General features: G+C 45.0%; 13 protein-coding genes. 6 read left to right on the top strand and 7 right to left on the bottom strand.

Annotated elements, in window-relative coordinates; genetic code table 11:
* Both A1D16_RS01570 and A1D16_RS01565 read left to right on the top strand, forming a co-directional pair.
* The coding region (locus A1D16_RS01570) for a YciI family protein (protein WP_290707207.1) at positions 1-167 on the top strand (167 nt) is incomplete at its 5' end.
* Entirely contained in the window at positions 154-1,410 is a 1,257-nt protein-coding gene (locus tag A1D16_RS01565) for a DUF6596 domain-containing protein (RefSeq protein ID WP_290707083.1), read from the top strand. The genes A1D16_RS01570 and A1D16_RS01565, both read left to right, overlap by 14 nt.
* Positions 1,411-1,458: 48 nt before the next feature.
* Here the strand turns inward: A1D16_RS01565 and A1D16_RS01560 are convergent, their stop codons facing one another.
* From A1D16_RS01560 to A1D16_RS01540, 5 genes are read right to left on the bottom strand one after another with little or no spacing between them, the layout of a single operon-like run.
* Positions 1,459-2,187 (bottom strand): DUF2071 domain-containing protein, encoded by a 729-nt coding sequence (locus tag A1D16_RS01560; protein WP_290707081.1) that lies wholly within the window; start codon positions 2,185-2,187, stop codon positions 1,459-1,461.
* Positions 2,188-2,232: 45 nt separating this feature from the next.
* The gene (locus A1D16_RS01555) at positions 2,233-3,321 is read right to left on the bottom strand and encodes a DUF695 domain-containing protein (protein ID WP_290707079.1); all 1,089 of its coding nucleotides are present in this window, start codon (positions 3,319-3,321) and stop codon (positions 2,233-2,235) included.
* Positions 3,322-3,354: 33 nt separating this feature from the next.
* Entirely contained in the window at positions 3,355-3,843 is a 489-nt protein-coding gene (locus A1D16_RS01550; RefSeq protein WP_290707077.1) for a GDYXXLXY domain-containing protein, read from the bottom strand.
* Positions 3,830-4,819, bottom strand: a complete 990-nt coding sequence (locus tag A1D16_RS01545) for a DUF4401 domain-containing protein (protein ID WP_290707075.1) — start codon at positions 4,817-4,819, stop codon at positions 3,830-3,832. The genes A1D16_RS01550 and A1D16_RS01545 overlap by 14 nt, the downstream gene beginning before the upstream one ends.
* The gene (locus A1D16_RS01540) at positions 4,809-5,729 is read right to left on the bottom strand and encodes a DUF2157 domain-containing protein (protein WP_290707073.1); all 921 of its coding nucleotides are present in this window, start codon (positions 5,727-5,729) and stop codon (positions 4,809-4,811) included. The genes A1D16_RS01545 and A1D16_RS01540 overlap by 11 nt, the downstream gene beginning before the upstream one ends.
* Positions 5,730-5,817: 88 nt before the next feature.
* Here A1D16_RS01540 and A1D16_RS01535 point away from each other — a divergent pair, with 88 nt between their 5' ends.
* A complete protein-coding gene (locus A1D16_RS01535; RefSeq protein ID WP_290707071.1) occupies positions 5,818-6,879 on the top strand; it encodes a tagaturonate reductase in 1,062 nt (353 codons plus the stop codon).
* The gene (locus tag A1D16_RS01530; protein ID WP_290707070.1) at positions 6,821-7,189 is read left to right on the top strand and encodes a hypothetical protein; all 369 of its coding nucleotides are present in this window, start codon (positions 6,821-6,823) and stop codon (positions 7,187-7,189) included. Before A1D16_RS01535 ends, A1D16_RS01530 begins: the two co-directional genes overlap by 59 nt.
* Positions 7,190-7,196: 7 nt before the next feature.
* On the opposite strand, the gene msrA is transcribed toward A1D16_RS01530, so the two are convergent.
* Together msrA and A1D16_RS01520 are read right to left on the bottom strand one after the other, a co-directional pair.
* Positions 7,197-7,685 carry a peptide-methionine (S)-S-oxide reductase MsrA gene (msrA, locus tag A1D16_RS01525; protein WP_290707068.1) on the bottom strand — a complete coding sequence of 163 codons (489 nt, stop codon included), beginning with the start codon at positions 7,683-7,685 and terminating at the stop codon, positions 7,197-7,199.
* 79 nt (positions 7,686-7,764) lie between these two features.
* A complete protein-coding gene (locus tag A1D16_RS01520) occupies positions 7,765-9,456 on the bottom strand; it encodes an amidohydrolase (protein WP_290707066.1) in 1,692 nt (563 codons plus the stop codon).
* 70 nt (positions 9,457-9,526) lie between these two features.
* On the opposite strand from A1D16_RS01520, the gene A1D16_RS01515 reads away from it, so the two are divergent.
* Both A1D16_RS01515 and A1D16_RS01510 read left to right on the top strand, forming a co-directional pair.
* Positions 9,527-10,234 carry a TonB family protein gene (locus A1D16_RS01515; protein WP_290707064.1) on the top strand — a complete coding sequence of 236 codons (708 nt, stop codon included), beginning with the start codon at positions 9,527-9,529 and terminating at the stop codon, positions 10,232-10,234.
* A 9-nt stretch (positions 10,235-10,243) separates the two neighbouring features.
* Positions 10,244-10,924: an HD domain-containing protein gene (locus A1D16_RS01510; protein WP_290707062.1), complete on the top strand. Its 681-nt coding sequence runs from the start codon at positions 10,244-10,246 to the stop codon at positions 10,922-10,924.
* Positions 10,925-10,933: the final 9 nt, after the last annotated feature.

The following is a 10,933-nucleotide window of genomic DNA, read 5'->3' as shown; positions in this document are numbered from 1 at the left end:
CCAACGGACCCTTTGGTGATATCAAAGAAACACTTGGTGGTTACATTATTGTAAAAGCAGATTCCGTTGATGAAGCGGTAGAGTTTGCCAAGGGTAGCCCGGTTTTACAGGGAATCGGCAATAGTGTAGAAGTTCGGAAAATTGCCAGCGGAGATGGAATACACTAGCCGGGAAAAGGACCCGTTGATGCCACATCTATTTCGAACCGAATTCCCAAAAATCACCGCCTTTCTTTGCCGCTATTTCGGAGTGGAACACCTCGAAGAAGCGGAAGATACGGCCAGTGAATCTTTCCTGGCTGCTTTGGAATCCTGGCCTTATAAAGGAATACCAGAAAATCCATCGGCCTGGTTGTACAGGGTTGCAAAAAATAAGGCATTGAACCGCTTGGCAAAGATGGGCCGGGAGGACAAAGGCAAAAGCCTCCTGAAAAAGCAGGCAGTAAATTCCGGAATAGAAGTCGAAAATAGGGAACCGGCGCTGGAACAATTTCAGCTGCAGGATGATGAACTACGTATGTTGTTCGTCGTTTGTCATCCTGCCCTGGCGGCGGAAGCGCAAATTGCGCTGGCATTGCGGGTCTGCTGCGGCTTTGGAATTGATGAAATTGCTGCCGCATTATTGGCAGGAAAAGAAGCAATAAACAAACGGTTATACCGGGCAAGAGAAAAAATCAGGACAGAAAAAATTGAATGGGAGCTGCCGGCTTCCGCCGATATAGCGGCACGCATGCAAAATGTGCTGCTTACCATTTACCTGCTATTTACCGAAGGCTATTATTCTGAAACAAATAATGAGTTGTTGCGGGAGGAGCTTTGTAGAGAAGCAATGCGGCTTGCTCATTCACTAACCTTGCAGCAGCAAACGAATCTGCCGGAAGTGCAGGCCCTTATCGCCTTGTTTTGTTTTCATGCATCCAGGTTTCCGGCAAGAAAATCTGCAGGTGACCACTGGCTTTTATACCATGAACAGGATGCTGCCTTATGGAACCAGGAATTGATTGCCAAGGGTGCTCAATACTTACACCGGGCAACTGTGGGCCGGCATGTTTCCAGGTATCATCTTGAAGCCGCCATTGCCTATTGGCATACCCGGCAGGAAGACAGTCTGGAAAAATGGGCTTCCATCCTGGGCTTGTACGATCAGTTACTGGAATATTTTCCGTCGCAGGTGGCCGCGCTGAACAGGGCATATGCTGTATTTAAAGTAAAGGGTGCAGATGCCGCCCTTGAAACCCTTCAGCCGCTTGAGCTGAAAAACAGCCCCTACTATTATATGTTACTGGCTGAACTATACAAGGGGAAGGATCTTCGGTACGCGAAAAATTCCCTGCAAAAAGCCCTTGCATTAGCCAAAACAGAAGCAGATAAACGGTTTATTAATACGCGTATTTTATTATTTGGTAAATAACGGGTTGCGCTATCTTTCGACCTTGAAAAGGGGCTGTTGGGAAACAGGTTAACACTGTTTTTTGGGCCATGCAACCACTTGTACGCCGGGTGAATAATGTAGCAGATCAGGTGGGGTATTTGCAAGAAGCAGGTTGCCAACCCGATAGTGTAATTGGCAGGTGTTTAATTTAAGCGCTTTGATTTCCCATTCCAAATGATGCACGTCAAAGCGAACTATTTTTTGTTTTTCGGTTAGGAATAAACAATAGCGTTCAGTAAGCCAGGTATCCAGTTCAGTTTTAAGGAAGCGTTCATTGGAGACTGTATAGTCCAATTGCAGCGAATATGCTTTTGGCCGATGTGCTGCCTGGTAAGTAGTATTTGTTCGTCGGATAGACGATTTTTCATACGGCATACCTGAGATCATTTTCGACAATAGAGTAGAAATCCATTTCTCCGCTTCGATATTAAGAAAATATACGCCTTTATGCCCGTCTTGCAGGATATAGGTGCGAAGGTTAACTTCATGGAAATCCGATATAGGGGGGAAAGCCGGTAGGTACCTGGGTCGTACCTTTCGCATAGTAAAGGGAACCAGTGAAACATAGTAGTTACCCTGGTAGCTATCAAGCGTAAGCGCAGCGGGTACAATTCTACGCAGTAGTTCATAAGGTATTTTCCAGTGCAGGAATAATACCTCCTGCCATTCCTGGTAAAAGGCCCATTTTCCTGCAGGGTAAGGAAATGGGCGGTGGTCTGTAGCCGCTAAAATAGTATAGATAGACAGGTGTTTCATGGGTTCTGGTTGAAAACCATCGGTACAATTGTACGGACTGTTGAATCAGGAGACAAACTGATTAAATGTTTGCCAGTATTTGTCTTTATAAATTTCGTAGTCTATAGGGGTTTTATGGGAATAATACAGCTGAACCCCGGCTACTATGCGAGATGGTGTACGGAATTCCTTACAGGCAAAGAAAATTGAGCGGGTATTTCTTGCCGACTGCCTGCCGATATAAATAGCGCTGCCGGCATCCGTTAGTTTTTGGGTAATAGTTGTTTCAATGGATTCCAGTAATTCCATGGCTGCACTATCCGGCAGCCCATTTGTTTTTCTGCCGTCATAAGGAATCCGAACCGTCAGCAGCCAGGGGTGAGATGCTTTACCCTCCCAGGTAAACAACGCGCTGTTCAGCACGGCTACCAGCATTCCTTCCTTTCCCAGAGAGGATTCGTAAATAGAATAAGTTTCCAGCGCAGGATCAGGTTCCGTGTCTACATATTTTTCTACAAATTCTTTCTCTCGCCAGCGCAGGTAATCTTTTAGTTTTTCGATGGGTATCAGGTCGGCAGTTGCACTTGCTTTGCTTGAGAACCGGATGGTATCGATGGTGTTGGCAAAGTCTAATTCACCAAGATAATTATCCAGGAAAATATAAATTCCTGTCAATATTGCATCTTTCCCTTCTGTGTACTGCTCATGTACGAGTGTGATACTAACTTCATCCGGATAGCCCGGTTCGTCGTTGGGGTAAAAAAACAGGTTATCTTTTGAATACCAGGTACCATCCATTTCAATGGTTACATCCGTAATGTCGAGGCTTGGCTTAAGTGCGGTAAACTTCCAGCCACTGATAGCAGGTGAAGCTGCTACCAATTCTTCTACAAAAACGAAATTCTTGATTTCTCCATCGGCTGTAATGATCAATTCCACTGTTTTTGGATCAATCATGCCTGTTACATAAAAAAAGCCAGGTCTTAATTCGTTGAGCTTAGGGCCAATTTTTTCGAAGAATAACTTTTCCACGTCGCCGTTTGCTTTAACGACCTCGAAGAATTGTTTTTCATGCAATTGGAACCAGTTCCAGAAATCGTTGTACGTGCGAATAGGCTCTTCCTTTTTGGAAAAGAATTTTTTTAAAAGGTTCATGGATATTCTTTATTTTCTCAAGTGTGTTAGTGCTCAGTTAAGCCTGGCTCGCTTCGCATCGTACAATCCTATCAGCAGGCTGTTTCCATGCTCGTCGACTTTGATTCCTCCATACCGGGCCGAATCATATTTGCCTGCTTCCCCTTCCTGGAAAAAAAACGACTCGGCTCCAATGCTGATATTCCAAGTAGACGGCGAGCTGTAAGCTACCAGTTTTTCTCCTTCCTGCAAGGGGCTTTTCTGCTGCTGAATTCTGACCAGCCGGGCAATATTATTTTGATCTGCCTTAACCACACAGTAACCCCGTTTGGGGATCGAATCACTGGCTAAATCGGCTACCACCGCATACCTCAGTTGCATATAATCACCCTGCATCAGCGAGCGGGGGTCTACAGGAGCCAGCTCAAATAATAAAAGCGTACCGTTTTTAAGCAGTTTTTCTTTCTGGTAAACAGAAAAGACAAAATAAATGGCCAATAGTGCCAGGTTCAGCAATACAATTACTGTTTTATACTGTTTCATCTTTCAGTAGGTTTTTATGGATGAAATAGTACAGCAGTAAGAGCAGTATGCCGGAAGCCATCATCAATACTGATTTGGTTAACAGGGTAAAACTCAGGTCATAATAGTACAGGCTTATGAAGTAAACGAGGGCTACTATTCCTGCAACGAGGCCGGTTTTGTAGTTGACTTTAAAAGAAAGCAGGATAACGAGCAGGCTACCGGTTATGGACGGTGCAAATAGGGTGGATAAAAGTATGATACCAACTAAAACCAGTAGTTTAACAGAACGAGGTTGCAATGCTCCATCCAGTGCCTTAAACAAATTAATTAAGAGGTAAAGAATGCACCCGATTATTACCAGGGAGCTTATCCAGTTATGTTGTTGAAAGGAACCTGCTGTAAATTTTTCTGCGGAAAAATACAGTCCCGATAGCAAGGACAGCGCCAAACCTGTTCGAACCGGCGCATATAAGCGGCCCAGTTTGCCACCTCCTGCAACCAGGTAAGCTTCCTGTAAAAACCAGAACAAAAGAAGAACAGCCAATAGGGAAAGGTATACCGGCAATAAGGCAGCCGCATAATGTACCTGCAGAAGAAATAATATACTGCCGTGTATGATAAGGACGGAAAGAAGCGCTATTACCGTATGCTGATTTATATACAGGCACCCAACAGCCAGCACTATGAAAACCAGGCCGATTATTGATTCCTGCTCAAGTAACTGACCAATTCCAATTCCTATCAACATATAACCCAGCAGGTAGAGTGACACACAGATAGTATCCAGAAATATTTTAGGGTGCTGTCGGTTTATCCAGAGTGCTGCAGCCAGCAACAGGATGCCGGTAAACAGCAATGCTGTATCCGAGTTATACAAACCTGCCAGAAATAGAAAGCCGATAAAAGCCAGGCTCGATAATATGCCCCCCGCAATGGAAAGAATCTTAATGGGTAGGGAAGCAGTGGGTTCCCTGTTTAATTCTTTAGTTTCCATTGGTCCATTTTTTTTGTAAATGAAGCAGGTTTTTGATAACCAGGGTAGAACTACCGATAATAAACAGGCAAACAAATAACAGCATGCCATGATCGTCGCTCCACTTCAACAACAGGGCAGATACTACTATAATAATACTGAAAGGAATGATAGATAGGTAAAAGGTTGATTGGGCGGTAAGGCCATACCAGATACCTGCGGCATAAATCAATGAACCTGTTATCAGCAGAGCAGGAAAAAAGGGGTCAAAGGAAGAAAAAATACCTGTAACAATACCAACGGTGGCAATGCTTATACTTATCAATGCTACTATGTTGGTAAACCAGGTAGGGATTGATTTTCCTTTATTTTTTAGCAAGGTAGCGCCTATCAGAAACAGGGTATTGATCAACAACAGCAGTAGGTAGAGCAATAGATCTGACCAGTGGTTAGCTACCTGTTTTGCATAGTATAGCAGGGTGGTATTTAGCAGCAGCAGGTAAAGCAACCATAAGGGAGGAAATCCTGCCAGCACTACCCAACTGCTTATAAAAATAGTCCATGCCAGAAAAAAATCATACGCGTTGGCACCTGTTTGATAGACCTGGCCAAATACCGCAAATAGAACACCTACTAAAACAGCAGCGCCTGTAAGCAGACCCTTTCTCAGTGTCTGGTGGAAGCCTGCCGCGCAGGAAAACAGCGTGGTTGCCAGAAGCAGGCTGAAAATGAGTCCGAATTTGATGAATTTGTGCAAGTGTGCCCAATTGTAGGCAAAAAAGAATACGATGCCTGCAACAGTAAATCCGATTCCGAGGCACAATAAGAGCAAACGAACAAAGGCAATCCATGCCCTGCGGTCGTTATAAACCTGCTCCTGGAGAATTTTTGCTAATTCTTCTTGGTTTGTATTTGGAGGATAGTCAGACAATACGCGAACGATTACGTAAATAAATGTATCATAATTTTTCTGTAAACACGAATAACAGCGTAGTCTTGCGGGTGCAAAAAGCAAGCAAATGCAGCAACTATCCAAACAGATACTGGCAAATCTTTTAAATGAGCAGCGGTTGCTGCTTCCCTCGACCGAACAGCTGAACTTTCCTGAGCGGGTATTACAATTCGGAACCGGTGTATTACTTAGGGGCTTACCTGATTATTTTATTGATAAGGCGAACAGGGAAGGCTTATATGATGGCAGGGTAGTTATCGTAAAATCTACAGTGTCGGGCGGTATAGATTCCTTTGCTTTACAGGATGGATTGTACACCATTTGTGTTAAAGGAGTGGAAGCGGGGAAACAGGTTGAAGAGTGCATAGTAAATGCTGCTGTAAGCAGGGTATTGGCTGCTAATCAACAGTGGGCCTCGGTATTAGAACTGGCAGCTTCACCGGAACTTGAGTTGATTATTTCCAATACAACAGAGGTAGGGATTGTGTACAAAGCGGAATCAATTAAAGAGGGCGTACCGGATTCTTTTCCAGCAAAATTATTGGCCGTTCTATACCATCGATACCTGCGCTTAGGAGCAGCCCCGGCCACAGGGCTGGTAATTGTTCCGACAGAGCTTATCCAGGACAATGGCGCAACCCTTAAAAATATCGTGGTTCAGTTGGCCGAGGAAAACAACCTGGATACCGATTTCCTGGAATGGTTAAAGACGGCAAATCATTTTTGTAATTCGCTGGTAGATCGAATTGTACCCGGTAAATTACCTGCAGCCGAACAGGAGGCCATCGAACAGCAGTTGAAGTATAAAGACGACTTGATGATAATGGCTGAACCGTTTCGTCTGTGGGCCGTGGAGTCAGAGCAGGCCATTGTAAAGCGGGCACTTCGTTTTAGCCAGGCAGATCCGGGAATGATTATCAATAAGGATATCAATAAGTTCCGGGAATTAAAACTGCGGATGCTGAACGGAACGCATAGTTTTAGCTGCGGGCTGGCTATTTTAAAGGGATTTGCAACCGTAAAAGAAGTCCATGCAGGACAGGTGGATGGCGGAGTATATAAAACAGCTTATGCTGCAGGAAATTGCGTATTCTTTATTGCCTTCTATCAGCCTGGAAGAGGCCAATGAGTTTGGCATAAAAGTACTCGACCGGTTTAGCAACCCCTTTATCGAACACCAGTGGCAGAGTATTACGCTTAATTATACCTCTAAAATGAAGCTGCGAAATATTCCGCTCATTAAACGCTACCAGGAGCGGTTTAACCGAATTGCTCCCTGCATGGCGCTTGGGTTTGCAGCTTATATCTTGTACATGAAAATGGAAGACCCCGGCGCCGTTTTAGCTGATACGGCGCTATGGGGAGAAGACCTGCGGCAGATCAATGGCTTGGAATACAGTATCGGGGAAGCTATAAAGGAGTTGACCAGTGAAAAATAGAAAAGTCTTATAGTTTCCAGTCTGGCCGCTCAAAATGGCAGGTATAGCCACCCGGGTTTTTTTGTAAATAATCCTGGTGTTCTTCTTCGGCTTCCCAAAAATCTCCGGCAGGGGCTAGTTCCGTAACAATTTTCCCCGGCCATTTTCCCGACGCCTCCATTTCTTTGATGAGCTGAAGAGCCGTTTCCTTTTGGGTATCATCCAGGTAAAAGATAGCAGACCGGTAGGATAGGCCGATATCATTTCCCTGTCTGTTACGGGTAGTTGGATTGTGAATCTGGAAAAAGTATTCAAGCAATTGGCGGTACGACAATTTTTCAGGATCGAAGCTGATTAAAATGCCTTCTGCATGTGTGCCATGGTTCCGGTAAGTGGCATTGGGAACATCTCCACCGGTATAACCTACCACAGTGGTCAGAATGCCGGGTAAATGCCGGATCAGTTCTTCCACCCCCCAGAAACATCCACCAGCCAATATTGCTTTTTCCGTTTTCATATGTTTACTTTTACTGCTCTATTGTCTCAATTGCTGTGCCAGAGCATTCCATGTATAACAGTACCGACATACTGTCGCTTTAGCGGAAAATTATTTTCCCGTCAAAAATCGTCATTAACACGTTTGTTTGAGCAATACTTGTAGCAGGTATGGTAAAAAGGTCCTGGGAAAAAACGATAATATCTGCCAGGAAACCGGGGCGTATTTTCCCTTTATTGGTTTCTTCAAAGGAAGAATAAGCACCCTCCGAAGTATATGCGCGAAGGGCCTGGTGAATAGAAATTCTTTGTTCGGGAATCCATCCTCCTTCCGGCAAACCTTCGGGCGTTTGCCGGTTAACCGCAATATGCAACCCGCGTATGGGGTCGGGGTTGGTGCAGGCCGGCCAGTCGCTGCTGAAAACCAGGTGCACGTTGTTTTTTAACAGGGATTGCCAGGCGAAGGAATGTGGTAAACGCTTTTCTCCAACAGCTTTTGCCCAAACCTCTATATTTCCGGGATCTGCATGAATTGGTTCCATCGACGCTATTATTCCCAACTGGCGAAACCTGGGCAAATCCTCCGGAGCACTTTGTTCTATATGTTCAATCCGGTGTCTTCTGCCGCTGCTGCCATTAAGTAGCCCGGTCTTTTCATAGGCATTCAGGGCTTCCCGAACAGTTCGATCACCGATGGCATGGGTATAGATCTGGAACCCTTCCTTATCAAACCGGTTCAATAGTTCTTGATAAAGAGAGAGCGGCAGGGCAAAATCGCTGTTGGCATTGGTTCCGTCCGCACTTGCATCACTATAAGGTTCCAGCATAGGAGCGGTGTGCGATTCAATGACGCCGTCCAGCATAAACTTGATACTGATTGCTTTTAATAAGGGGTGGTTGCGGGTGCGGTTTTTTACGCTGATAAATTGCTGTATGGCAGCTTCCGTGGTGTTTTTACCTGCACTAAAGGCTGTTGAGGAACGAACGGTTAGTTCTCCATTTTTTAAAAGGGTTTCATAGAGTTCAAATTCTTCAAGGGAACCGCTTGCATTCTGGATGCTGGTAATCCCAAGCCGGGCGGCATGTTTCATACCCAATCGAAGTGCATCCAGCTTTTCTTCCTTGGATAGAGGCGGAACATGTTTTGAAATAAGGCTGCCGGCGGCTTCTGTAAAGGCACCGGTAGGATGGCCGCTGGCATCTTTGATGATGGATCCGAAACCTTCAAATCGGGTGTCTTTGCTGATACCGGCCAATTCCATTGCCCGGCTATTGACCCAAATGCTGTGTCCATCGTACGCGTCCAATACAACGGCTTTATTAGCGGTAATTTTATCCAGTTGCTGCAGTGCTTCGGTTGTAGGCATTCCGCCTTCAAAGAGATTGTATTGCCAGCCCATTCCGGTAATCCATGTTTTTTCAGGATGTTGTTGTACAAAACGGGCAATCGTTTCCAGTGCTTCCCCAAGTGTATTGCTCTGGTAGAGATCAACACCTGTTAATCCGAGCGATCCGTCCAAAAAATGGATATGTGCGTCATTAAAACCGGCGGTAGCTAATTTACCGCCCAGATCTACCAGTTGAGTAGTGGGTGCTGCCAGTTTTTTTATCGACTTTGAAGAGCCGGTATGCGTAATTGTAGTGCCGGTTATCGCCACGGCTTCCACAAATTTGCTGTCCTCACCCGTCCAGATCTTTCCGTTGAAAAGAATCAGGTCGGGGCGCATCGTTTTTTGTGCAGCCAGTGAACCTGCAAAAAAAAGCAGTAGGAAAAAACAGGGGAGAATTCGCATGCTCGGTAAAAATACTCCTAAAACTTGATTGTTAATTTTTTGGCCGAACTGCATTCATTATCTTTCGCCCATGCGTTCCATCCTTCTATTTTTATTGTCGGGGTTGGCAATTAATGGGTTTTCCCAGCAGGATTCAACTGGCTTGCCCCGGACCACGAAATCGTATTTTACCGGTTTTTTTGAGCGGGTTCCGGCACAGAAAAAAGGAGCTGAATTTGTAGAACTGGTAAAAACAACACCGGATAGTATGATTCATGTGGAAATACGGCATGTTTCACTGGATCAGATTGTGCTGGATGCTTTTTTTGATAAAAAAGAGCCGGTTGGTATCTGGTATTATCACCTGAACAGCGGGGGTAAAATTCTGAACTATGACTTTCCATTGGTGTATGGTTCTGCTGCACCTGATTCCATAGAAAAAGCACTGTTTATCCCCGATAGTTTAGCCATTATCAATTACCTGATGAGTGTTCCGGAGAAAGAATACCTTGCTCCTGAATTTGCGACCGGCGATGCCGACCTGGCCGGGTTTATGCAGAATAATCTGGTGTTTCCCTATTATTCGATGGTAAATCAGGAAACGGGTCGTGTGTTGGTTGGTTTGCAGATAGATGAAGCGGGGAATATCTCAAAAATTGCAGTTGAAAACGGGGTTAATACCCTGCTCGACAAAGAAGCTATGCGGATAATGAAAAAGATCCGTTTTAAATCAGGTGCCCGGTATAAAGGCCAACCCGTACGGTTATACTACCGGCTTTATATTTCATTCTATCTCTAATTGCCGGCTATGATAAAGGCGAATGAACTTATTGAGCAAACTGTTTTATTTGTTCAGCAAACCCTTGCGCAGGCCGAGGGTGGGCATGATTGGTGGCATATTTACCGGGTATGGCAAAATGCGAAGACAATTGCAGCAAAAGAGCAGGCTGAAAATGCAGCTGGTCCGGCACCGGATCTACTGATCATTGAACTGGCCGCTTTATTGCATGATATTGCCGACTCCAAATTTCATGAGGGTGATGACAGTATCGGGCCGAGGGTTGCCGGCGAATTTCTAAACGGTTTGGGAGTAAATACGGCTATAGTCAGCGAAGTGCAGCAAATTATAACGCATATCTCCTTTAAAGGCGGTCATAATAACGGGAGCTATCATTCCAGGGAGCTGGACATAGTTCAGGATGCAGATCGTCTTGATGCTATTGGGGCTATTGGTATTGCGCGGGCGTTTAATTACGGAGGCTTCAAAAACAGGCCGCTTTATGATCCTAACCAGCCTCCCAATCTCAGTAAAACAGTGGAACAGTATAAGTTCAACAGAGACCCTACCATTAACCATTTTTATGAGAAACTATTTCTTCTGAAAGACCGGATGAACACCCGTTCGGGGAAACAAATGGCGGAGCAGCGGCATGCCTTTATGGAAGGTTATATACAACAATTTTATGCTGAATGGGAGGGGAACCGATGATTTTATGCA

Source organism: Flavihumibacter sp. CACIAM 22H1, from assembly GCF_001601815.1.
Classification (GTDB): Bacteria; Bacteroidota; Bacteroidia; order Chitinophagales; family Chitinophagaceae; genus Flavihumibacter.
The sequence above is the reverse complement of the archived record's forward strand: the minus strand, read 5'-3'. Positions and strand labels throughout refer to the sequence as shown.

Bases quoted from the DNA above. Each gene is read 5' to 3' on its own strand.
- A1D16_RS01565 (WP_290707083.1), top strand. From the start codon at position 154: ATGGAATACACTAGCCGGGAAAAGGACCCGTTGATGCCACATCTATTT.
- A1D16_RS01560 (WP_290707081.1), bottom strand. From the start codon at position 2,187: ATGAAACACCTGTCTATCTATACTATTTTAGCGGCTACAGACCACCGC.
- A1D16_RS01555 (WP_290707079.1), bottom strand. From the start codon at position 3,321: ATGAACCTTTTAAAAAAATTCTTTTCCAAAAAGGAAGAGCCTATTCGC.
- A1D16_RS01550 (WP_290707077.1), bottom strand. From the start codon at position 3,843: ATGAAACAGTATAAAACAGTAATTGTATTGCTGAACCTGGCACTATTG.
- A1D16_RS01545 (WP_290707075.1), bottom strand. From the start codon at position 4,819: ATGGAAACTAAAGAATTAAACAGGGAACCCACTGCTTCCCTACCCATT.
- A1D16_RS01535 (WP_290707071.1), top strand. From the start codon at position 5,818: ATGCAGCAACTATCCAAACAGATACTGGCAAATCTTTTAAATGAGCAG.
- A1D16_RS01530 (WP_290707070.1), top strand. From the start codon at position 6,821: ATGCTGCAGGAAATTGCGTATTCTTTATTGCCTTCTATCAGCCTGGAA.
- msrA (WP_290707068.1), bottom strand. From the start codon at position 7,685: ATGAAAACGGAAAAAGCAATATTGGCTGGTGGATGTTTCTGGGGGGTG.
- A1D16_RS01520 (WP_290707066.1), bottom strand. From the start codon at position 9,456: ATGCGAATTCTCCCCTGTTTTTTCCTACTGCTTTTTTTTGCAGGTTCA.
- A1D16_RS01515 (WP_290707064.1), top strand. From the start codon at position 9,527: ATGCGTTCCATCCTTCTATTTTTATTGTCGGGGTTGGCAATTAATGGG.
- A1D16_RS01510 (WP_290707062.1), top strand. From the start codon at position 10,244: ATGATAAAGGCGAATGAACTTATTGAGCAAACTGTTTTATTTGTTCAG.